This window comes from Erwinia sp. MYb416, assembly GCF_037479575.1.
Classification (GTDB): domain Bacteria; phylum Pseudomonadota; class Gammaproteobacteria; order Enterobacterales; family Enterobacteriaceae; genus Erwinia; species Erwinia rhapontici.
Window position 1 is genome coordinate 159083 of the sequence record NZ_JBBGYT010000437.1, and the last position, 23772, is coordinate 182854.

At 54.0% G+C, this 23772-nt stretch carries 20 protein-coding genes; 12 read left to right on the plus strand and 8 right to left on the minus strand.

Features of this window, described 5'->3' with window-relative positions; genetic code table 11:
- Window positions 1-2: 2 nt before the first annotated feature.
- Window positions 3-1184, minus strand: coding sequence for an oligogalacturonate lyase family protein (locus tag WH277_RS08995; protein ID WP_339505325.1), 1182 nt, complete (start codon window positions 1182-1184; stop codon window positions 3-5).
- Between the two features lie 504 nt (window positions 1185-1688).
- Here WH277_RS08995 and WH277_RS09000 point away from each other — a divergent pair.
- From WH277_RS09000 to WH277_RS09015, 4 genes are all read left to right on the plus strand, one after another.
- Window positions 1689-3263, plus strand: coding sequence for an MFS transporter (locus WH277_RS09000; RefSeq protein ID WP_167864179.1), 1575 nt, complete (start codon window positions 1689-1691; stop codon window positions 3261-3263).
- 83 nt (window positions 3264-3346) lie between these two features.
- Window positions 3347-5428 carry a right-handed parallel beta-helix repeat-containing protein gene (locus WH277_RS09005; protein WP_339505328.1) on the plus strand — a complete coding sequence of 694 codons (2082 nt, stop codon included), beginning with the start codon at window positions 3347-3349 and terminating at the stop codon, window positions 5426-5428.
- Between the two features lie 24 nt (window positions 5429-5452).
- Window positions 5453-6133, plus strand: coding sequence for an oligogalacturonate-specific porin KdgM family protein (locus WH277_RS09010; protein WP_133844653.1), 681 nt, complete (start codon window positions 5453-5455; stop codon window positions 6131-6133).
- Window positions 6134-6369: 236 nt separating this feature from the next.
- Window positions 6370-7032 carry a hypothetical protein gene (locus tag WH277_RS09015; RefSeq protein ID WP_159338341.1) on the plus strand — a complete coding sequence of 221 codons (663 nt, stop codon included), beginning with the start codon at window positions 6370-6372 and terminating at the stop codon, window positions 7030-7032.
- A gap of 66 nt (window positions 7033-7098) precedes the next feature.
- Here WH277_RS09015 and WH277_RS09020 read toward each other — a convergent pair whose 3' ends face one another.
- The 7 genes from WH277_RS09020 to WH277_RS09050 form a co-directional block, all read right to left on the minus strand.
- A complete protein-coding gene (locus tag WH277_RS09020; protein WP_159338342.1) occupies window positions 7099-8040 on the minus strand; it encodes a metallophosphoesterase in 942 nt (313 codons plus the stop codon).
- A gap of 11 nt (window positions 8041-8051) precedes the next feature.
- Complete coding sequence (locus WH277_RS09025; RefSeq protein WP_374760147.1) at window positions 8052-8879, minus strand: carbohydrate ABC transporter permease; 828 nt, start codon at window positions 8877-8879, stop codon at window positions 8052-8054.
- Window positions 8880-8887: 8 nt separating this feature from the next.
- Window positions 8888-9799, minus strand: a complete 912-nt coding sequence (locus tag WH277_RS09030) for a carbohydrate ABC transporter permease (RefSeq protein ID WP_133844645.1) — start codon at window positions 9797-9799, stop codon at window positions 8888-8890.
- A gap of 9 nt (window positions 9800-9808) precedes the next feature.
- A complete protein-coding gene (locus WH277_RS09035) occupies window positions 9809-11089 on the minus strand; it encodes an ABC transporter substrate-binding protein (protein ID WP_339505331.1) in 1281 nt (426 codons plus the stop codon).
- Window positions 11090-11117: 28 nt separating this feature from the next.
- Window positions 11118-12221: an ABC transporter ATP-binding protein gene (locus tag WH277_RS09040; protein ID WP_159338344.1), complete on the minus strand. Its 1104-nt coding sequence runs from the start codon at window positions 12219-12221 to the stop codon at window positions 11118-11120.
- A gap of 162 nt (window positions 12222-12383) precedes the next feature.
- Window positions 12384-12995 (minus strand): hypothetical protein, encoded by a 612-nt coding sequence (locus WH277_RS09045; RefSeq protein WP_259152182.1) that lies wholly within the window; start codon window positions 12993-12995, stop codon window positions 12384-12386.
- 129 nt (window positions 12996-13124) lie between these two features.
- A complete protein-coding gene (locus WH277_RS09050) occupies window positions 13125-13709 on the minus strand; it encodes an HD domain-containing protein (RefSeq protein WP_133844637.1) in 585 nt (194 codons plus the stop codon).
- A 63-nt stretch (window positions 13710-13772) separates the two neighbouring features.
- Here WH277_RS09050 and WH277_RS09055 point away from each other — a divergent pair, with 63 nt between their 5' ends.
- The 8 genes from WH277_RS09055 to dppF all read left to right on the plus strand — a co-directional run bounded on the left by WH277_RS09055 (window position 13773) and on the right by dppF (window position 23199).
- A complete protein-coding gene (locus WH277_RS09055; protein WP_133844634.1) occupies window positions 13773-14231 on the plus strand; it encodes a MarR family winged helix-turn-helix transcriptional regulator in 459 nt (152 codons plus the stop codon).
- A gap of 87 nt (window positions 14232-14318) precedes the next feature.
- On the plus strand, window positions 14319-14747 hold the full coding sequence (locus WH277_RS09060) for an organic hydroperoxide resistance protein (protein ID WP_133844632.1): 429 nt from the start codon (window positions 14319-14321) through the stop codon (window positions 14745-14747).
- 333 nt (window positions 14748-15080) lie between these two features.
- Window positions 15081-16748, plus strand: coding sequence for a kdo(2)-lipid A phosphoethanolamine 7''-transferase (eptB, locus tag WH277_RS09065; protein ID WP_133844630.1), 1668 nt, complete (start codon window positions 15081-15083; stop codon window positions 16746-16748).
- Window positions 16749-17464: 716 nt separating this feature from the next.
- Window positions 17465-19075, plus strand: coding sequence for a dipeptide ABC transporter periplasmic-binding protein DppA (gene dppA, locus WH277_RS09070; protein ID WP_133844628.1), 1611 nt, complete (start codon window positions 17465-17467; stop codon window positions 19073-19075).
- A gap of 206 nt (window positions 19076-19281) precedes the next feature.
- Window positions 19282-20301: a dipeptide ABC transporter permease DppB gene (dppB, locus tag WH277_RS09075; protein ID WP_133844626.1), complete on the plus strand. Its 1020-nt coding sequence runs from the start codon at window positions 19282-19284 to the stop codon at window positions 20299-20301.
- Window positions 20302-20310: 9 nt separating this feature from the next.
- Entirely contained in the window at window positions 20311-21213 is a 903-nt protein-coding gene (gene dppC / locus WH277_RS09080) for a dipeptide ABC transporter permease DppC (RefSeq protein ID WP_133844624.1), read from the plus strand.
- Between the two features lie 8 nt (window positions 21214-21221).
- Window positions 21222-22208 (plus strand): dipeptide ABC transporter ATP-binding protein, encoded by a 987-nt coding sequence (gene dppD, locus WH277_RS09085; RefSeq protein WP_133844622.1) that lies wholly within the window; start codon window positions 21222-21224, stop codon window positions 22206-22208.
- Window positions 22198-23199: a dipeptide ABC transporter ATP-binding subunit DppF gene (gene dppF / locus WH277_RS09090; protein WP_133844620.1), complete on the plus strand. Its 1002-nt coding sequence runs from the start codon at window positions 22198-22200 to the stop codon at window positions 23197-23199. The genes dppD and dppF overlap by 11 nt, the downstream gene beginning before the upstream one ends.
- The last annotated feature ends 573 nt before the right edge of the window (window positions 23200-23772 follow it).

Genomic DNA, 23772 nt, shown 5'->3' on the forward strand with positions numbered 1-23772 from the left:
TTTTAATCCTTCCTTAATGAGTGGCGCAGGGCGTCCGGGATCTCCGCCAGATAGAGCGCGGGCAGCCCTTCGTAATCCGTGGTGAATAGCACGTGGCGATCGTCCGGCGAGAAAGAGGGGTGCGGATGGGTTACCTGGCGGTCACCGTCCAGCACCTGCCAGGAACTGTTATGTGCAGCCAGCGGCGCGTACTGGCGCGTTTGGGCGTCGAACAGGTATAGCCACGGGTCGTTCTCAATCGTATGGCTGGCGGTATCTTTCACATCTACCGGTGTACCGGAGCCATCGCCGACCAGCAGTGTGCCGTTATCATTGCTCATCAGATGCGAGCAGGCAGGCATGGTCATCAGGCTGATGTCTTCCCCTGTTTGCGGGTCGAAGCGGCGAATATGGCGGTCGTGCTGGCCCTTCAGATAGGAAACATAGATCAGCGCAGAGCCGTCCGGCACCCAGAACTCATGAGTGCAGCTTTCCCCTGGCGCGTGTTCTTTCACTTTACGCACGTTGCTGCCGTCTTCATTCACCAGCCACATACGCGCATCCACCAGATCGTGCGGGCCTTCATGGCAGAATGCCACGGTGCTGTCGTCAAACGGACGATAGATCGGGTGCCCCAGCCACTCATTTTTTTCATGGATGACGTGAGACTGGCCGCTGAGCAAGTCGATGCGCAGCAGGCGGCAGTGCGGGTTACTGTGATAGAACGACTGGAAAATGGTCCAGTCAGAGAGCGGCGTCCAGTCCTTGCGGTCGATCTCAATCCCTACCAGGCTGGTGCACTCGCTGTTGGCCACCCAGGTGCCGTAACCGACCCAGGCATCCGGCACCTGATAGACGGTTTCCTCACTGAAGTCAGCCAGCGTAACGCGTTGCAGCAGGCGTTCATTTTTAACGTAATAAAGGTGCTGGTCATCCGGCGACAGGAAACCGCCGAAGGTGTTATCACCTGCGCCCTCCGTAAGTTGTACCGCCTTCTGCGTCTTCAGGTCGAGCAGGTAATAGTTGCGATGACCGTCAAACTCTCCGGCAAACAGCAGCTTGCTGCCGTCGCGGGTAAAGCACTTCTGATAGAAGTAGTTACGGTGGCACAGCACATCAGGTGGCGTTAAGCGCGTCACCCGGGCGCCGGTCTGCGCATCCTGAACGGTGTGGAAGTTGAATTGGATCTGAGAACCTTTTGCCATGATTCACTCCATCGGTGGCCATGAGTGTCGCCCTGTGTTGAGCGTCTTCATTTAATTGAAATGCTGTTTCATAAATATGAAAACACATTACCACCGTGGAGAAGGCTGCGGGGTCAGTCGCTGCCAGAAATGCAAAGCCGATCACAAAACAGCCGCTTTTTGTTCAGAAAAGCGGGATAGATGGCGCAGGTAGTGGGACGTTTTTTTCTTTTCTCACCGAGATGCTTCGGACAAATTGTTATATTTAAGTGTCTGTATTGTAGTAAAAATAACAGCAATGTCGTTATTTTTATGCGGCATTACGGGGGGCCAGGTGAGGCTGGCTTAGTCGTTTTATTGATAAGAATGTTACATGTCTCGCAAATCTGTCTGAGAAATCACCGCCCGCTGTTTTAACTGTGAGTTAATTCACATCTATTCAGTGGGGAGATCTATATAAAACACCGTATCTATAAAAATAAAACAACGGTTCATTTTTATAAAATCTCTCTGGGCGGGGCTCACATGAACGTAGAAAAACCAATTCTCTTCAGACATCAGCTGGCATACGGCGGTGGTAATTTACTCGGTAGCGGGGCGCTGGCGATTGCCGGTATCTGGCTGCTTTACTTCTATACCACTTTTTGCGGGCTGACGCTGTTACAGGCGTCGGCGATCTTCTCGGTTGCCAGTATCATCGATGCGATCAGTAATCCGCTGATGGGCTATCTTTCGGATAACTTCGGCAAAACGCGCCTCGGCAAACGCTTTGGCCGCCGTCGCTTCTTTATCTTACTCGGCATCCCGCTGATGATGGTCTATCCGCTGCTGTGGGTGGAAGGCTTCGGCTTCTGGTACTACCTCTCAACCTACGTGCTGTTTGAGCTGATCTACACCTCGGTGATGGTGCCTTATGAAACCCTCGCCACTGAGATGACCACCGACTTCTCGGCGCGCTCCAAGCTGACCGGCTACAAGGCGATTTTCGGTAAGGTTGCCAATTTCCTCGCGGCATTTATCCCTGGCCAGTTCATTCTCATTTACGGTAAAGAATCTGCCGAGCCGTTCTTCTTCACGGCGCTGACCTACGGCGTGATTTTATGCGTGGCGATGATCATGCTGTATATCTCCTCCTGGGAACGTCCGGTAGAAGAGACGACGCCGGTCGATGAGAAGAAAATGACGCTGGCGAAAACCATGCTGACGCTGGTGCGCGATATGAAGTCGACCTTCCATCTGCGCGTGTTCCGCAAACATCTGGGTATGTACCTGTGCGGGTTCGGCGCCGAGTGGCTGTTCGCCTCGGTCTTCACCTACTTCATCATCTTCGTGTTGCAGTACGACCCGGCGATGGTGGCGGGCCTGAGCAGCCTTAACTCCCTGTTACAGCTGTTCTCCACCGCGATCTTTATCGGCATCTGCGTCAAGCACGGTTTCAGCAAACCCTACATTCTGGCGCTGGGCATCGTGGTGTTCTCCGTGGTGTGTTACAGCCTGCTGCACTTCCTGCATTTGCCGCAGCAGTACGCCACCGCCGCCATGCTGGGCATCACCGTGGTATTCGGCATTGGTACGGGCGGCGTCTACTACATTCCCTGGACGGTCTATACCTTCCTGGCGGATATCGATGAAGCCTTTACCGGCCGTCGCCGTGAAGGGATCTACGCCGGTGCCATGACCTTTTCCGGCAAGCTGATGCGTTCGATCATTGTCTTCGCGATGGGCGCCATCCTCAGCTTCTACGGCTTCCAGTCTAAATCTCAAACGCAGCCGGAAAGTGCTATTACGGCAATTGCGCTGGTGTTCTGTGTGGGCGTGATTGCGCTGGCACTGATGGCGATGGTCTTCAGCCATCAGATGAAGCTGAACCGCAAAACGCACCTGGTGGTGCTGGGCGAAGTCGCCAGAATCAAATCGGGTGGGCTGATCGGCCATGTTCAGCCAGACGTGCGCTTAGTGATGGAAGAGCTGATCGGTTACCCCTATGAAGAGTGCTGGGGCAACAGCAAAGTGTGCCGCAAAATCTTCGATACCCCTGCCGTTGAACTGGTTGAGGAGCCTGCACCGAAACCGCTGGTGAACCGCACACAGCATCCGTAATACCCCGATTTAACACGCGATTTATCCACCTACCGACTGGCCGGAAAACCCGGCCAGCGGCGCCCTGCGCCTAAAGGATGAGAATGATTATGTGGGAACGTCAACTCTGTATTATCACGTTGTCCCTCGGGCTGAGCGCGCCCGTTGCGGCGGCGCTGCCGGAGCCCGGCACGCTGGTCTGGCACAGCATCACCTTTGGTCAGTCGACCGACGTTAATTTTGCCACCAACGTACTGGCAGACAAAATCGGCCGCAATGAAACCCTGCTGGCCGGGGGTAAGGCGGTGCCGGCAGAAGGCAGCCTGCTCACCACGCCCTTCACGCTGGAAAGTCGTGGCGGCAAGGTGGGCAACAGCCACGATGGCCTGACGTATTTCTATACGCGCTTACCGGCGGACGCCAATTTCCTGCTGGAAGCCGATATCACGCTGAATCAGTTCGGCCCGGAAAACGGGGCAAAACCGGCAGGGCAGGAAGGCGCGGGATTGCTGGTCCGCGATATTTTAGGCCCTGCACGCGCGCCCGCTGTTCAGCCGGGCATTGAAGAGTTACCGGCCGCCTCGAATATGGTGATGAATACGGTGATGGCGATCGGTGACAAGCCGCCCGTGGTGGCGCTGGTGGCCCGTCAGGGCGTGCAGCAGCCCTGGGGCAATACCGGCATCGGCATCGTGCGTGAGCCGTATCAATCGTTGAATACGCCACAGCATTTTTCACTGCGTCTGAGCCGAACAGACAGCGGGTTTGAGGTGGCGTATGCCCCTCAGGGCGGCAGCGCATGGAGCCGCAAAACGGTGGCGGGTGCAGACCGTATCGCCCAACTGGATAAAACGCAGTATTACGTCGGCTTCTTTGCGTCACGTAATGCCAGCATCACGGTGAATCACGCCACGCTGACGCTCAGTGAGGCACATACGCAGCCCGGTGCGCCGTATATCGCGCCTGTGCTGCAATCGCGTATTGAAGTGATGTCATCCCCTCGCCTCACCAGGCGTGACGGCGTGTTCCAGCTGCGCACCAACGGCAACGGTCTGATCACTATAGAACGTGGTGACACCGTGCTGCTGCGCCAGAAAAGAGTGCGTGGCGGCGACGTAGTGGCGCTGCCGGTGAAGGTCACATCGACGCCGCGCGATCTCAAGGTCACCTTTACACCGGATAACGGCCAGCGTTTGACGCAAACGTACCCGCTAAGCCTGGCGCAGGTCAGTCATCCGGATACGCTATACGCTTCCGCGCAGGGGGCTGCGGATAACGATGGCTCACGTGAACATCCGCTGGATGTAGCCAGCGCCGTCAATCTGCTGGCGCCGGGCGGCACGCTGTGGCTGGCGGAGGGCGAGTATCCGGCCACGGTGATCCCTGCCACGGCCAGCGGCACCGGGCAGCACCGTAAAATGCTGCGGCCGCTGGGCGACAACGTGGTGTTTAACGGTCTGACGCTCGATGCCAGCTACTGGCATATTCAGGGCATCACCGTCACGAAGAAAAGTTTCCATATTGCCGGCAGTCACAACCATATCGACCGCGTCCGTGCTCATCATGCCGATGATACCGGCATCTGGGTCGCCTCACCGGATGGCATCGGCCGCGCGCTGTGGGCCAGCCATAATCTGATCAGCAACGCTGAGTCCTGGGGTAATCAGGACCCGGGACGGAAAAACGCTGACGGTTTTGCGGTGAAAATGCGTGTCGGTGAGGGCAACCACCTGGTGAACTGCTATTCCCACGACAATATTGATGACGGTTTTGACCTGTTCAACAAAATTGAAGACGGCCCGAACGGCAGCGTCACCATCGAAAACAGTCTGTCGGTAAATAACGGCAGCAACGGCTTCAAACTGGGAGGCGAAGGGCTGCCCGTGGCACATGTGGCGCGCAACAACATGGCACTGAACAACGGCATGGATGGCTTCAGCGATAACTTCAATCCTGGCGCGCTGATTATTGCAGGCAACCGGGCGCTGGATAACCAGCGGTTTAACTTCCTGTTCCGTCCGTCGCCTTACACCCCGCCAGATAAACAGGGCACGTTTAGCGGCAATATTTCTCTGCGTACCGTACCGGGGAAATATGACGATGTGGTCAGCGGTAATACCGATGACACGAATGTTTTTTATCACGTGAAAACGAGTGAATTAATCAAAAGTACGATCCAAAAATAACATCAAACTCTCTGGGATACCAAAATGAAAAATAACAGACTGCTGCTCTGCGGTCTGCTGCTGGCCAGCGCCAGTAGTCAGGCCGTCACTCTCGACGTTCGCCATGAGTGGCTGGACGACAGTAAACAACACAAAGATCGATTCATGGTGTCACACCGGTTTGATAATGGCTTTGGTTTTTCACTGGAAGCCAAATGGAAATCGGGGGGCGATAATAAGAATAAAGCCTTTACCGATCTGGTGGATAGCGGTACAGAAAGTACCGTCAGTTATCAGTACAAAGTCACGCCCGCCTGGTTCCTGCAGCCGGGGTTCACCCTGGAATCCAGTTCGGATAACAGTATTTATAAGCCATTTTTAACCACCGGATACCAGTTTGAAAACGGTATTTATTTTAACGTGCGCTACCGTTATGAATATACGCGCTCGACGAAAGAAAATACGGATGATAAGAAAACGAACCGGGGTGAACTCTGGCTGGGTTATCGTCTTGCGGACTGGCGCTTTGAATATAACTATATTTATAAGCACAGTGACCAGGTGTTATACGACAACGACAAATGGGATTATGAGCAGGATCTGAAGGTGGCGTATAACATCAATAAGCAGTGGACGCCGTATGTGCAGGTGGGTGATGTTTCTGTCAGGAAAACCGCCGATGACAGGCAGACCCGCTTGCGCATCGGGGTTCAGTATAACTTTTAAAGCTCACGGCTGATGCGTTGCGCCCGCCGGGGTTCCGGTGGGCGCAACGTCTGATTTTCAGGTCTTTCACCGTCCCTGAAAAAATAACAGGAAAATTCGCTTTTTTTCGCCTCAAAATAGTATTTTTACTCATTGTCGCTATGACCTTGAACTGATAAGTTGCCACCGCGTTTGGGAACGCGAAAAACTCAGAAATCAAATGAATAACATGTTGAAAAATATAAAGGATTATATTTATGAAGGTTCTTTTTGTCGGAAGCGGTCTATCGGCCCAGCAGGCGCGTAGTGATAAATATCACGACCATATCAAAGTGTGCCTCAATAATGCCTGGCGTATCTATGAGGGAGGCGAGTTTGATTACTGGATACATCCTAATGATTTTCCGAAGGAGAATTTCCCTTCTTGCGTGAATTATCAACATGAGATCAGGCATGAAGAATACTCTGCGGTTATTCATGAAGGTGCCCGTCGTTTGGGTATTCAGGCGGATACAGGCTTTGATATTGAAATAAATATTGGCTACACCTCTTTTTTCCAGGGCCTGTACTGGATAATGCTGGGTTTATCGCCAGAAAGAATTGGTTTGCTTGGGTTTGACCACGACTATAACAAAAATAAAACGGATAAATGGGTCGCGGACGACAAGCCTAATATTCAGAATTTTTTTAATAATAAAAAAGAAAAAACCATAAAAGAGTGGGCGGATAATTATTTTCAGGGGTTTGAAAAAGACTTTTTCTATGGCCATGGTACGCCTGATCCAATGCGATATGGCCCGGAATATATCGAGAGAAAAATGGTCCTGGCGCAGGAGAATGCAAAAACCCTTGGGATCTCGATCGTCAACTATTCTGAGCGCGAATCGCCCTATAAAATATTTGAGCGTCATATTATTTAATATTTTTCTTTTCGTCATGCCGATTCTTTCTGCCGTCCGCCCGTTGCCGCAAGAATCGGATAAGTACTAATCTTTTGTCAGTATCCGGCTGATTTCATTTCCGTATCCCCTTACAGTCACGACGCCATCCAGCAGTTCCACCACCGCGTAAGGGACGTCTTCCGCGCCGTCGAGCATCCCTTTCATAATAATAAAATCGGTATTGTCGCGCCGCACATAGCCACCGCGATGGTCATGCCCGGTAAAGCAGGCACGTACCTGATAGCGGCACAGCAAATCAGCCAGTTCACCGCCATTCCACAGGATATGACCCGTATGCGGGGCCAGCGGATAGTGACCAAACACCACCACGGTTTCTCCCAACTGCTGGGCCTGTTGCAGCTGCGTTTCAATCCATGCCAGTTGAGCACTGCTCACCGCGCCGTTCCACAGCTCGGCCTGCGGTTGCTGACGGGCCACCAGGTCGGCCAGTATCGCTTTCGCCTGCTGACGGTCATCACCGTTGCCCTGATTGCAATACAGGCTGATGTCATTACCGTCGAACACGATAAAGCGGTAGCCCGCAAGGCGGAACTGATAATAGCTTTTCGGTAAGCCCGCTGGCGGCGTATGCGCCGATGTCAGGCGGTCAGAAATCACCTGCGCATCATGGTTGCCAATCACAATCGCATGCGGATGATGCAGTGTTTCATACAGCGGCAGTAGCGCCTGATAGCTTGACCAGTGGCGATCCACCAGGTCACCCAGCGTGACGACAAAATCGAGCGGCTTGCGGTTAAAGGTGGCAATCGCCTTAGGCAGCTTGTGCAGTGCATGGCGATAATAGAGATTTTTCGGCACATCTGCCTCCACATCAGCGTACTGCGGGTCGGCAATCAGGCCAAAGCGCAGCGTGCCGTCGGCGGGATGAGTGGAGCGCATCACCGGTGGCTGATACAGCATGGCCGCAGCGCCCAGCGCCTGACGTTGCAGAGAAGAAAGCGGGTGCGGTGTGGTTTCAAAAGACATATATCGCTCCGTTAGCGGATGCCGGCACGCATAAACGACTGAACAAACTGACGCTGGAAAATCAGGAACAGCACCAGCAACGGCAATGACGTCATCAGCGTTGCGGCCCCGACCAGCGCCCACTGTACCCCTTGTTCCGGGGCGGAAAACAGCTGCAAACCGACGGTAATGGGCCGCACGTTGACCGAGTCGGTGATCACCAGCGGCCAGAGGAAATCGTTCCAGTGGAAGCTGATCGACACCAGCGCAAACGCGATATACACCGGTTTGGCCAGCGGCACATAAATACGGCGCAGAATGGTCCAGCGGCTGGCACCTTCAACGATCGCCGCTTCTTCCAGCACCAGAGGAATACTTTTAAACGTCTGACGCAGCAGGAAAATAGCAAAGGCCGAAGCAAGATAGGGCAGTGCAATGCCCCACAGTGTGTCGCGCAGCCCCAGCGCGCCCACGGTTTTGTAATTGTTGAGGATCAGCACGTCGGGGCTGATCATCAGCTGTAGCAGGATCAGGGCAAACAGCAGACCGGAGAACTTGAGGCGAAAACGGACCAGCGCATAGGCAGCCATTGTCGCCAGCACCAGCTGGCAGATCACAATCATCAGCACCAGCAGCGTAGTGTTGAGGAAATAGCGGGCGAACGGTGCGGCGTGCCAGGCATCGATAAAGTTCTGCAATGTCAGCGGGGAGAACAGCACAAAGGTGCCCTGATCCGATGCAGGATGAATGGCAACCCAAACGGCCACCAGAATCGGTAGAAACCACAGCAGGGCGGCCAGCCAGATCGCCAGATTCAGGCACAGACGGCCCAGCGAAAACGACCGTGCGGGAAGCGTCATGGTCAGGCTCATTGGTAATGCGCTCGCTTATCCAGCAGGTGGAATTTGATTAAAGCAATCGCGCCGAGGATCACCAGCAACACCACGGTCATGGCGGAAGCGGCCGGTAAATCCCAGAAGCTGAAAGCGGTACGGTAGATGTAATAGAGCAGCAGACTGCTGCTGTTATTCGGTCCACCGTTGGTCATGGCGATCACCTGGTCGACGATGCGGAACGCGTTCATCGAGGCATTGATCAAAATAAACAGCGTGGTGGGCATCAGTAATGGCCACTGCACGCGGCGGAAGAAATAGCGGCGTGAGGCGCCTTCAATGTCTGCCGCCTCACTCAGCCGCGGGTCTATCTGCTGCAATGCCGCCAGATAGAAAATCATAAAGAACCCGGCCTCACGCCAGACGGAAACGGCCATCAGGCTCCAGAGCGCACTGTCGGGGTCCCCCAGCCAGTTGACGGGCGGCAGCGAAAACAGCGCCAGTAGCTGGTTGAGCAGGCCGAGCTGGGGCGTGTAGAAAAACAGCCACAGGTTGGCGATGGCAATCATCGGCAGCAGTGAAGGAATAAAAAAAGCGGCGCGAGTCAGCGCGCTGCCGCGCAGGCGGCGATTCACCGCCAGCGCCATCAGCAGGGCCAGCCCCACCGCCAGCGGGATCGTGACCGCGGCATACAACAGGTTATTACGCAGCGACAGCATAAAAATGTCGTCATCCAGCAGCGCGGCATAGTTATCCAGCCCGACGAACCGGGCCGGATGCCCGTTGCGCGCCGCAGAGAACAGGCTCTCCCACATCGTGGCCACCGCCGGATAATGGGTAAACGTCAGCAAAAACCCCAGTGCCGGTAACAGCAGCAGGTAGCCATAAATCTGCATTGACAGACCCCGATTGCGGGCAGCCGGTGCCAGAGTGTGAAGAGAGCGCATAGGTGTCCGTTACTGGTAAGGTTTCAGCAAGCGGTCAGCCTGCTTCTGAGCCGACTCCAGCGCCTGCTCAGGGGTTTTCTCCTGAGTGACGGCGGCTTCAACCGCATGGTTCAGGGCATCCTGAATCTGCACGCTGTTGTAGGTCGAGAGTTCCGGTTGTGAATATTTCAGCTGCTCACGCGCGACCAGCGCCTGTGGCACCTGTTTGACGTAATCCTGCATCACCGTGGTGTCCCATGCGGCAGGTGAGGTTGCCACGTAGCCGGTGGCGATACTCCAGCGAGCGGCCTGCTCAGGTGCTGATACCCAGCGAATAAATGTCATCGCGGCTTTTTGCTGCTCAGGAGTGGCATTTTTGAACACGTAGAGGTTACCGCCGCCGGTCGGGCTGCCGCGCTGGGTTTTCTCCGGCAGCATGGCGACGCCGAACGGGAATTTGGCGTTGTCACGCACGGTGGTCAGGTTACCGGTGGTGGTCACCATCATGGCGGTTTTGCCGCTGATAAAGTCCTGAGGTGTGGTGCTCCAGGCAATTGCGCCTTTCGGCGACACGCCCTCTTTCTGCCCAAGGTTGGTCAGCCACTGCAAGGTTTCGACGTTGGCCGGGGTATTAAAGGCCACGGCTGTGCCTTTGCCGTTATCCAGGCGGCTGCCGTTGGTGGCCGCCAGACCCTGGAAGTTCCAGTAGCCGTTCGGCGTGGACGGGATCTCAATGCCCCACTGGCTGACGCCTTTGTCGTCTTTCACCACCAGTTTTTTACCGAAGTCGACCACCTGCTGCCAGTTAGCGGGTGGGGTTTCGCTGTCCAGACCGGCTTTCTCAAACGCCTGTTTGTTCCAGTACATCACTACGGTGGAACGCTGGAACGGGATGCCCCACACCTTGCCTTCGATATGGCGCAGGAATGCCGGGTAGAATCCTTCAATCCACTTTTTGCCATCGGCATCATTCGCCAGGTCGCTGGCCGCGGTAATCGCACCGGCGTCGATCAACGAATAGGCTTCGATATCCCCAATCACGGCCAGCTGTGGCGCATTGCCGCCGCGAAACGCTGTCAGGGCTTTGGTCACTGTCGTGGCATAGTCACCGGTATAAACAGGCTGAATGCTGACATCCGGGTGCAGTTTTTCAAAGTCAGCGACCAGCGTATCGACGGTGTGGCTGATTTTGCCACCTACGGCAATCGGGTAGTACATCTGAAGTTTTACAGGGTCGGCCGCGAAAGCAGACGAGGCAGCACAAAGTAGCAGGACAGACGTCAGGCGTGAGAAACGGAGAACTGGAGACATGGTTTTCCCTTGAGCGATAAAAGAGTGGTTAAACAGCATATTTTTGTTCTGACGGTAAAACGTTCTGTTCCGCGCCGTAACAGCGTTTGCCGCTGGCGCTGACAAAGAAATAGTGTTTGCTCGCAGACCATTGCAGCCCGACCTGGCTGTGCTCGCTAAAGCGCCTCATGCCGGCCACTTTGACGGTGATTGGCTCCTGACAGGCGGCGATTTGGCAGACCAGCAACGTGTCTGCGCCCATGTATTCGTAGCTGAGCACACGGGCAGTCAGAGCGGCATGTTCGGCTGAGGTCAGTTGAATATCCTCGGCGCGCAATCCGAGGCTCAATCCGGCTTCAACGCCGTACTGCACCACCGGGATCGGCATCTCGCCCAGGTAGTGATGGTTGCCTTCACGGCGCAGCGGGATGATGTTCATCGGCGGGGCTCCGATAAATTGCGCAGCAAATACCGTGGCCGGGTTGTTGTAGAGGTTATCCGGGGTGTCGTGCTGTTCGATGTTGCCGTCATTCAGCAGAATAATTTTATCGGCCATGCTCATTGCTTCGGTCTGATCGTGGGTCACGTAAAGCATCGTCAGGCCGAGCTTTTTCTGAATGGCGCGGATCTCGCGGCGCATGCTCTGGCGCAGTTTGGCATCGAGGTTGGAAAGCGGCTCATCCATCAGGCACAGTTTATTGTTGGCGATCACGGCACGGCCCAGCGCCACGCGCTGCTGCTGCCCGCCGGAAAGCTGGGACGGCAGACGGTCGAGCAGCGGTTCCAGCTCCATCAGGCGGCTGACATCGGCCAGACGTGAGGGAAAATGACGCTTATCTTCACCCCGGGCGCGCAGCCCGAACAGCAGATTTTCCCGCACATTCAGATGCGGGAACAGCGCGTAAGACTGGAACACCATCGACAGTTTGCGCTGTGAAGGCGGCAATGCTGTCACATCGGACTGCTGGAAATAGATCGCGCCACTGTCGGCCGATTCCAGCCCGGCAATGGTGCGTAGCATGGTCGATTTGCCACAGCCGGAAGGCCCGAGCAGCGCGATAAAATCACCCTCTGCCACCTCAAAGCTGATGTCGTTCAGCGCGGTTTTGGTGCCCCAGGCTTTGTGAATATGGTGAAGAGAGAGATAACTCATGCCAGCTGTGCGTCTTTGCAATAAGAAGTGGGCCTAAGCTAGCGGGACTGGATGAACTTTTTATTAACGCAGGATGACGCTTAGAAGACGGGGATCGCTGACGCCGGGCAGGGGGACGCCGCAGTAGCGTCCCGTCAGCAGGACACTGACGGGACGACAGGTTCAGACGCGGCGTTTTTCCTGACATAAGTAGCCGAAAGTCGCAAACAGGCAAAGTGAATACCCCAGCAGTTCACTGCCTTCTTCCGCCATGTTTTTCACCGTGCGGTTATAGCCATCCAGCATCAGATGTTCCCAGAGTTCGTGCATACCGAACAGCCGTGAGAAGACCAGAATTGTCAGCATCCCGGCAGACAACAGGCCCCATGCCGGTTGGCTCACAAAGGCGGCAAGACCCGGGATGATGCTACGTGCGTTACGCAGCGCGACTGCCACGCAGGCCAGGGTCACCGCAAGGGCAAACCAGAGCCAACAGCCGTGTCTGATCGTATCAAACAAAAAATCCAGCTCACGAATGAGCATGCAACTGAAGAAACCGGCCACCAGAATCATCACCGGCCGCTGCGCCGGAGAACGCCAGGCGCGATGAAAAAACAGACAGGCAATGACTGCCAGCATGATTTCCTGCGCCATTTCAGTCAATGAGGTTTCATGGACGGCATTATTCATCCAGACGACATCAGCAAAGAGCAACCCCATCATCATGCCAAGAAACAAAGCAGCGCCTAAAAATGTGAATATCTTATTTTTTATAATCGATAAATCAGTCGACATGTTACCCCCCGGTCAATATTGGGGGGCAATGATAGGGATGTTCCATAACAGAACTGGTCATTTTATGCGGTTGTCTTATATAGAGCACATAATGACATGTAATTTGCATTTTTTTAATTCAACTAATTGTTATGGATGGTATTTTTTCTCCTGCTGTTCAAACCAGCTGGCGGGAACGTTATGGGGAGGTTGTCCAAGCTGCGCAATCCCCTGTTCGATAACCTGATCGGCCATCTGGTGCAGGGTGGCATGCCCTGCGGTCAGCAGACGGATTTGCACCCGTTTTTCAATCAGATAGACGCGGGCAAAATGCGGATCAAAATGAATAATTGAGCGGGTATTATCGATAATATCCGCCAGCTTGATGGTCTGCGCGTCCGCAGAGGCCTGTTGAGTATGGCGAAAATGGGCCAGCTTACGTGCGGTGCGGTTTTGTCCGGCAACGGCACCCTGGTTGGTCAGCATTTCAACCAGCGATCTCACCCGCTCGCCGAAATGGGTGCGGATATCCTCCAGCGTACTGCTGGTGTCTTCAACAGTATCGTGCAGCCAGGCCGCAGCCAGCATCTCTTCATCGTCACTGACGCTACGCACCAGTTCGACCACCGCAGCGGGATGCACGATATAAGGCTCATCGGTGTATTTTCGGCGTTGATCTGCTGCGGCATGGGCTTTGCTGGCGTAGCGCTGCGCCCGTTCTTCCAGAGTTTGCATCGTTTTTCTCCCTGCCTGTAAAGTCGCTTGCAATTGTATAGTGCGCTATCTATATTATTTTTCATGACTACAGATAAAGATGACAAAAAAGCGGCGGATGCGCCACTGTTGCTCGACCGGCAGCTGTGCTTCGCGATCTATTCCGCTAACCTGGCGCTGCATAAGATCTACCGGCAGCTGCTGGCCCCGCTGGATATCACCTATCCCCAGTATCTGGTGATGATGGTGCTGTGGGAGCGGGATGACGTCACGGTGTCGGAGATCGGTGAGCGGCTGTTTCTTGACTCTGCAACCCTGACACCGCTGCTGAAACGTCTGGAAACTGCCGGGCTGCTGCACCGTCTGCGTTCGCGTAAAGATGAACGTCAGGTGGTGGTGACGTTGACGGATAAAGGACATGAACTACGCCAGCAGGCGCGGGCTATCCCTGAATCAGTGATCGGTGCTACGTCCTGTGAGATGGAAAAATTACAGTCGCTAAAAGGCGAACTGGAAATTCTGCGCAATAATCTGAACGGCTAATCTGCCCTTGTTCTTTGAGTCAAAAAGCTTTATTAATATAAATAGTGTGCGATTTAATCGCGTGAAAACTAAAAAAGGAAACACACCATGTCGTTAGAAAAAGTTGTATACCGTGCAAAAGCAAAAGCCACCGGTGGCCGTGAAGGCCGCGCTACTTCTTCCGATGGCGTGCTGGATATCCAGCTGGGCCTGCCGAAAGAGATGGGCGGCGCAGGTGGCAATGTCACTAATCCTGAGCAGCTGTTCGCGGCGGGTTACTCTGCCTGCTTCCTCGGAGCGATGAAGTTTGTGGCGGGGCGTGACAAGTTCGCTATGCCAAAAGAGGCGTTTGTTGAAGGGGAAGTGGGTATTGGTCCATTGCCGACGGGCTTTGGCATTGAAGCGACCCTCAACATTCATCTGCCGGGCATGGACAGTGCTGAGGCGAAAAAGCTGGTCGATGCCGCCCATATCGTCTGCCCTTACTCCAATGCCACCCAGGGCAATATTGACGTGACGTTGAATATTATCAACTAAGCCGTCTGACCGGGGCTGTCGCCCCGGTTATCGTCATTCCTGCTGTATCTGATCCCACACTCTTGCATACCGTTCGCGGCACGATTCCGCACCTTCCTCTCAATGATACGTAAAATGCCGAAATTACATATCCTCACAGACTAACCCTGCTGAGTGTGTTTAACTACGCCCCCTGCGAAGGATTGTTACCCCTCATTTATCATCAGATTCCTCTGGTTATGGACGGCCTTAAGGTTTATCGGTATTGCGTCCGAACTCTGACGCCGTACCAGGGTCTGATTAGCGTTCAGATCGTGTTAGCAATTGTTTAGGTTACGCCAGGATTAAGGTCGAATGAATTCTATTAAATTGTTTACCCAGCAAAAGTTGTCGCTGTTGCTGGCTGTCTACATCGGGTTGTTTTTAAATCTTCCGGTATTTTATCGTCGATTTGATCCCTTCCTCGCTAAGTTTGAAATGATGCAATGGCTTTCAGCACTGGCAGAAGGGATGGCGGCGATCCTGCTGACCTTCTTCCTGTTACGTCTGCTATCGCTGGGTGGAAAAATGTTCTGGCGCGTTACCGCCAGCCTGCTGGTGCTGATCTCTGTCTCAGCCAGCTACTACATGGCTTTCTTTAATGTCGTTATTGGCTACGGCATTGTCGCTTCCGTGATGACCACCGATACCGACCTGTCTAAAGAAGTGGTGGGTTATCACTTTGTCCTGTGGATGGTACTGGTCAGTCTGATCCCGCTGGCGTTGATCTGGTGGAGCAGCCTGCGCATGACGCTGCTGGAGCAGCTTAAAACGCCCGGCCAGCGCATCAAGCCATTACTGACGCTGCTGCTGGCGCTGCTGCTGACCTGGGGCCCTATTCGCTATTTCGATAAGGTGCAGAGTGCCAATGAGAAGCTGACCAACGTTGACCTGCCGAGCTATGGCGGGGTGGTGGCGCACTCTTACCTGCCGTCCAACTGGCTCACAGCGGTCGGGCTGTTTGCCTACACCAGCTATGACGAAAAAATGGACAGCGATGATCTGTTCGATCCGGCAAAAAACTTTACCTATAAGGCGCCTGAAGGGCTGGATGATACCTATGTCGTGTTCGTGATTGGTGAAACCACCCGCTGGGATCATATGGGGCTGCTGGGCTATGAGCGTGACAACACGCCAAAGCTGTCAAAAGAGAAGAACCTGGTGGCGTTCCGCGGTGAGTCCTGTGATACCTCCACGAAACTCTCCCTGCGCTGCATGTTTGTGCGTGAAGGGGGAACGATGGATAACCCGGGACGCACGCTGAAAGAGCAAAATGTCTTTTCGGTGTTGAAATCGCTGGGCTTCAGTTCGGATCTGTACGCCATGCAGAGTGAGGTGTGGTTCTACAACAACACCAATGCTGACAGCTATGCCTTCCGCGAACAGATTGGCTCAGAGAAGCGTAACCAGGGGAAATCCGTGGACGATATGCTGCTGATCCCGGAGCTGAAATCGTCGATTGACGACCACCCGAAAGGTAAGCACCTGGTGATCCTGCATACTAAAGGCTCTCACTATCTTTACTCTCAGCGCTATCCGCGTGAATTCGCTCGCTACCAGCCGGAGTGCATGGGCGTGGATGATACCTGCAGTAAAGCGATGCTGATTAACGCTTACGATAACTCCATTCTGTATGTTGATACGATGCTGGACAGCGTGTTTGACCAGCTGCGTGATAAGAAAGCGATTGTGTTTTACGCCGCCGATCATGGTGAGTCCATCAGCGAAAACATGCACCTGCACGGTACGCCACGCAATATGGCGCCGCCGGAGCAGTTCCGTGTGCCGATGATTGTCTGGGCGTCGGATAAATATCTGGCAGACCCGGCCAATAAGAGCGCGTTTGAGCGCCTGCAGGCTGAGCAGAAAGCGGGCAAGACGCACCGCCATGTGGAGCTGTTTGACACCATCATGGGATGCCTCGGCTATACTTCTCCCGATGGTGGAATAAATCCGGCCAACAACTGGTGTGCTAAACCATAAACAAACGTAGGGGTCAGGCATTCCTGACCCTGACCTGGGCGAGGCATGCCTCGCCCTACGTTTGCCATCATCCAACCGAATAATCTGCTGCCGCTCAACCTCTGAACAGCCCCCCTTTTTTGCAAATCAATTCCCATAAAACCGCATAAATCCTTATCCCGCCTGTATTGCCACTTAATTCGCAACGCGTTTTTCTTATGACCGAATGTGACTTGTTGCCTGTTTCTTATCTTAGCGTTGCAGCATTTTTATCTATAAGTTAGCCATATAGACCATTTTATCGGGTGGAAATTGGTTGTTTGTGGATTATTTTGTGGGTTTTTTTCGGCGTGATGTTCTGTAGTTCTGCCATTAACCCAGGGTTTAATGTGGTAGTCATCACACGTAATAACGTTTTACGCTACAAATGTTATTAAATTGTTTTTTTTATATTTGCTTGCTGTTTCTCACACTCTGAGTAAATACCCTACGCTTGTATTGACGTTCCCTGAAACAATTGACAAATTGAAGCCTCAGTACAAAAGGTAAGGGGATTTTTCTGATAGTTTCTGCATCGTCAGAACGTCTCCACATCCCGTCAGATTGACTGATGCCGCAAGGCACCACGCACAGGCCACTCAAAAAAATTATCGGCCGGCGTAACTACTCCTCTTTCTGCCAAAAACAGTAAGTCGGGTATGCACACAACAACATCACATCACTATTGGAGCATAAGCATGAGTATTTCCCTGGCTAAATCCGGGATGCTGAAAGTCGGTCTCAGCGCGATCGCGTTGTTAATGGCTACAGGTGTTCAGGCGAAGACCCTGGTGTATTGTTCTGAAGGTTCGCCTGAAGGTTTTAACCCGCAGTTATTCACCTCTGGCACCACCTATGACGCCAGCTCGCGTCAGATCTATAACCGTTTGGTGGAATTCACCATTGGTACCACCGAATTACATCCTGCGCTGGCAGAAAAATGGGATGTGAGTGCTGACGGTAAAACCTACACCTTCCACCTGCGTAAAGGCGTGAAGTGGCAGACCACCAAAGACTTTAAACCGACGCGCGACTTTAATGCCGATGACGTGGTATTCACCTTTGAACGTCAGCTGGATAAAAATAACAAGTATCACGGCGTGTCTGGCGGCAGCTACGAATACTTCGAAGGCATGGACATGCCGAACCTGATCAGCAAAATCGTGAAAGTGGATGACTCTACTGTACGTTTCGAGCTGACCCGTCCTGAGTCGCCGTTCCTGGCCGACCTGGGCATGGATTTCGCCTCCATTCTGTCGGCTGAATACGCTGACAATATGATGAAAGCCGGTACGCCGGAAAAACTGGACCTTAACCCGGTCGGTACGGGCCCGTTCCAGTTACAGCAGTACCAGAAAGATTCGCGCATTCTGTACAAAGCCAACCCGGAATACTGGGGTACTAAACCGAAAATTGATCGCCTGGTGTTCTCCATCACTCCAGACGCTTCCGTACGTTACGCCAAAATGCAGAAAGGCGAATGTCAGGTGATGCCGTACCCGAACCCGGCTGATATTGCACGCATGAAGCAGGATAAAAACATCAACCTGCTGGAGCAGCCAGGTCTGAACGTCGGTTATCTGTCGTTTAACGTTGAGAAAAAGCCACTGGATAACCTGAAAGTTCGTCAGGCGCTGACCATGGCAGTGAACAAGAAAGCGATCATCGAAGCGGTCTACCAGGGGGCGGGCCAGGAAGCGAAAAACCTGATCCCACCGACCATGTGGGGCTACAACGATGCCGTTCAGGACTATCCGTACGATCCGGTCAAAGCTAAAGCCTTGCTGAAAGATGCCGGTATGGCAGACGGCTTCGCTATCGATCTGTGGGCGATGCCAGTACAGCGTCCGTACAACCCGAACGCACGTCGTATGGCTGAAATGATTCAGAGCGACTGGGCGAAAATTGGTGTGAAAGCCAAGATTGTCACCTACGAGTGGGGCGAGTATCTGAAGCGTGCTAAAGCCGGTGAACACCAGACCGTCATGATGGGCTGGACCGGCGACAATGGGGACCCGGATAACTTCTTCGCCACCCTGTTCAGCTGTGCAGCCGCGAAAGATGGCTCGAACTATTCACGCTGGTGCTACAAGCCGTTTGAAGATCAGATCCAGCCAGCACGTGCCACCGACGACCACAACAAACGTATCGAGCTGTACAAACAGGCTCAGGTTGTGATGCATGACCAGGCACCAGCGCTGATTGTCGCGCACTCTACGGTCTACGAGCCAGTGAGTAAGAAAGTGTCAGGCTATGTTGTTGATCCGTTAGGCGGGCATTACTTCGCTCAGGTTGATATCCAGGAATAGTGTTCAGGGACGGGACTGACCCGTCCCACATCATTATTTGTAGGGGTCAGGCATGCCTGACCCTTCTTGCCAGGAAGCAAAAAGGTCGTCAAGGCGCGGTTCGCTGCGTCGCGGGTGGATGTCCCCTGAGGATTTTCGCGCGCAAGATGTGAGCAATAATAATCCTGTTGGTTACGGCTGGCAGGAACTAATAGAGAATGCGGAATATGCTGCAGTTCATACTCCGACGCTTGGGGCTTGTCATCCCAACGTTTATCGGTATCACCCTGTTAACCTTCGCGTTTGTTCATATGATCCCCGGTGACCCGGTGATGATCATGGTGGGCGAGCGCGGTATCTCCCCTGAACGTCATGCACAGCTGATGGCCCAGCTCGGTCTGGATCAGCCACTCTGGCAGCAATATCTCTCCTATATCAAAGGCGTGATGCATGGTGACCTCGGCATCTCACTGAAAAGCCGTGTCCCGGTGTGGGAAGAGTTCGTCCCGCGCTTTAAGGCCACGCTTGAGCTGGGTATTTGCGCGATGCTGTTTGCCGTTGCCGTCGGTATCCCGGTAGGCGTGCTGGCTGCGGTTAAACGCGGTTCCATTTTTGACCACACGGCGGTGGGCATCTCCCTGACCGGTTACTCCATGCCGATCTTCTGGTGGGGCATGATGCTGATCATGCTGGTTTCGGTGCAGCTCAACCTGACCCCGGTATCCGGGCGCATTGGCGATACGGTGTTTCTTGATGACACCATGCCGCTCACCGGCTTTATGCTGATTGATACCCTGATCTGGGGCGAACCCGGTGATTTCAAAGATGCTGTGATGCATATGATCCTGCCCGCCATTGTGCTGGGGACCATTCCGCTGGCCGTGATTGTGCGTATGACGCGCTCGGCGATGCTGGAAGTGCTCGGCGAAGACTATATCCGTACTGCACGTGCCAAAGGGCTGACGCCGATGCGGGTGATTGTGGTGCATGCGTTACGTAACGCCATGCTGCCGGTGGTCACGGTGATTGGTCTTCAGGTCGGTACGCTGCTTGCGGGTGCCATCCTGACGGAAACCATCTTCTCCTGGCCAGGCCTGGGGCGCTGGTTAATCGACGCACTTCAGCGCCGCGACTATCCGGTGGTTCAGGGTGGGGTGCTGATGGTGGCCACGCTGATTATCTTCGTCAACCTGCTGGTCGACGTGCTTTACGGTGTGGTTAACCCACGCATCCGTCACAAGAAATAAGGGGCCAACATGTCTGTTGTGGATCCAGGCAGCGTCAACGCTGCACCCAAGCCGATGACCCCGTTACAGGAATTCTGGCACTACTTTAAGCGTAATAAAGGTGCAGTGATTGGCCTGGTTTACGTGGTACTGATGATTATTATCGCGGTGTTTGCCAACGTGCTGGCGCCCCACGCGCCTGCTGAGCAGTTCCGCGATGCGTTACTGCGTCCGCCAGCCTGGCAAGAAGGTGGCAGCTGGCAGTATGTTTTCGGCACGGATGATGTTGGCCGTGACGTTCTGTCGCGCCTGATGTACGGCGCCCGTCTCTCGCTGCTGGTTGGCTGTCTGGTGGTGGTATTGTCCCTGATCTTCGGCGTCATTTTCGGCCTGATTGCTGGCTACGTTGGCGGTTCCGTGGATGCGGCGATTATGCGTCTGGTGGATATTATGCTGGCGCTGCCAAGCCTGCTGCTGGCGCTGGTGCTGGTGGCGATCTTTGGTCCATCGATTGTTAACGCCTCGATAGCGCTGACCTTCGTTGCTCTGCCGCACTATATCCGTCTGACCCGTGCGGCGGTGCTGGTGGAGGTGACGCGCGACTATGTGACCGCCTCCCGCGTGGCCGGGGCCGGAGCTGTACGTCAGATGTTCGTCAATATTTTACCAAACTGCCTGGCACCGCTGATCGTGCAGGCGTCTCTCGGTTTTTCCAACGCGATCCTCGATATGGCCGCGCTGGGTTTCCTGGGTATGGGTGCGCAGCCACCAACACCGGAGTGGGGCACCATGCTCTCCGACGTGTTGCAGTTTGCGCAAAGTGCCTGGTGGGTGGTCACCTTCCCGGGTGTTGCCATTCTGCTGACGGTACTGGCATTCAACCTGATGGGCGATGGTTTACGCGACGCTCTTGACCCGAAACTCAAACAGTAGGCAGCGAGATGGCACTTTTAACTGTAGATAAGCTTTCGGTGCATTTCGGTGACGAAAAAGCACCTTTCCGCGCCGTCGACCGCATCAGCTACCAGGTTGAGCAGGGGCAGGTGGTGGGTATTGTCGGTGAGTCCGGCTCCGGTAAGTCCGTCAGTTCGCTGGCGATCATGGGGCTGATTGATTACCCCGGCAAAGTCATGGCAGACAACCTGGTGTTTAACCAGCGAGACCTGAAACGCATTTCGGAAAAAGAACGCCGCCAGCTGGTGGGCTCCGACGTTGCGATGATTTTCCAGGACCCGATGACCAGCCTCAATCCGTGCTACACCGTGGGTTTCCAGATTATGGAAGCCATCAAGGTGCATCAGGGCGGCAACAAACGTACCCGACGTCAGCGTGCTATCGACCTGCTCAACCAGGTTGGTATTCCTGACCCGTCGTCGCGCCTTGATGTGTATCCGCATCAGCTTTCGGGGGGGATGAGCCAGCGCGTGATGATCGCCATGGCGATTGCCTGCCGACCTAAGCTGCTGATTGCTGATGAGCCGACCACGGCGCTCGACGTGACCATTCAGGCGCAGATCATTGAGCTGCTGCTTGACCTGCAACGCCAGGAGAATATGGCGCTGATCCTGATTACACACGATCTGGCGCTGGTGGCGGAAGCCGCGCAGCACATTATCGTGATGTACGCAGGTCAGGTGGTGGAAACCGGCAAGGCGGTAGATATCTTTAAAGCCCCGCGCCATCCTTATACCCAGGCCTTGCTGCGTGCGCTGCCGGAGTTCGCGGCGGATAAAGCGCGCCTCGCCTCGTTACCCGGGGTGGTACCCGGCAAGTATGATCGCCCGAACGGCTGCCTGCTGAACCCACGCTGCCCGTATGCCAAAGATCGCTGCCGCAGCGAGGAACCGCCACTGCGTGATATTGCCGGGCGTCAGTCCAAATGTCATTTCCCACTGGATGATGCCGGGAGACCTACTTATGAAGCCTGAACACGATAAACCGACGCTGCTGATGCAGGCGATCGATCTGAAAAAGCACTACCCGGTTAAAAAAGGCTTGTTTGGTCAGGAGCGTCTGGTCAAAGCGCTGGATGGTGTCTCGTTCGATCTGGAGCGGGGCAAAACGCTGGCCGTGGTGGGGGAGTCCGGTTGCGGAAAATCAACGCTCGGCCGTCTGCTGACCATGATTGAAACGCCAACGGAAGGTCAGCTTTTCTATCAGGGGCAGGATCTGCTGAAGCATGACCCGCAGGCGCAAAAGCTTCGTCGCCAGAAAATCCAGATCGTTTTCCAGAACCCGTACGGTTCTCTGAACCCGCGTAAGAAGGTCAGTCAGATCCTCGAAGAACCGTTATTGATTAATACGGACTTTACGCGCGCCGAGCGCCGGGAGAAAACCCTGGAAATGATGGCGAAGGTTGGCCTGAAAACCGAACATTATGATCGCTACCCACATATGTTCTCAGGCGGCCAGCGTCAGCGTATTGCGATCGCACGCGGGTTGATGCTGGACCCGGACGTGCTGATTGCCGATGAACCGGTATCAGCGCTCGACGTGTCGGTGCGTGCGCAGGTGCTGAACCTGATGATGGACCTGCAGCAGGACCTCGGCCTCTCTTACGTGTTTATCTCCCACGACCTGTCGGTGGTGGAACATATCGCGGATGAGGTGATGGTGATGTATCTGGGCCGCTGTGTGGAGAAGGGGAGTAAAGAAGAGATCTTCGCCAATCCGCGCCATCCTTATACTCAGGCGCTGCTGTCAGCGACGCCACGTCTCAACCCGGATGAGCGGCGTGAGCGTATTAAACTGACCGGTGAGCTGCCAAGCCCGCTGAATCCGCCGCCGGGATGTGCGTTTAATGCACGCTGCCGCCGCCAGTTTGGCACTTGCGTGCAGCTGCAACCGCAGTTGAAAACCTTCGGCGCACAACAGGTAGCCTGCTTTGCCGTGGAGCAGGACGAAAACAGTCAGGCCTGACCTATCTGGCTACCCTGAAAATGGCTCTTCTCCGGAAGGGCCATTTTGCATTTCCCGCCCGCTATCGACCGGGCGCCGCCGCCCCAACCAGTCTTTTCCCTTCTTATTTTTCAGATGCCTCTACTCATAAGCCGGATGAAATGCTTAAGAGAAATACGAGATTCATGAAGTACTGCTATGCTGTATGAAAAGCAGGCTAATGTATCGATTCTAAGTCCAGGTGCTCAGAAATGAGCAGAACACGCGCAACAGACGTTTCTTTTCAGTAGGTTAGGTAGCCTGTACGCGAAAAGAGAAAAAACGATGTACTGGAAAGAATATTACAGAGGTAAATGAACCGCTATGAAAGAGTAAGAGTTAGCAGGGTATTTCATTTTCACGAAATAGCTCACATCAAAATGTCATAAATAGACGATTAAGACAAATAATCACCCGGCTGATATATCACTTATGTAATTATATTTTTTTATTAAATTTCAGGTTATTAGCTCATTTAAAGTGTTTCTTCTATGATATGAGAATAGTCTGAACTATTTAAAAATGTATGTTATATTGCCGCGAAATCATCCACCT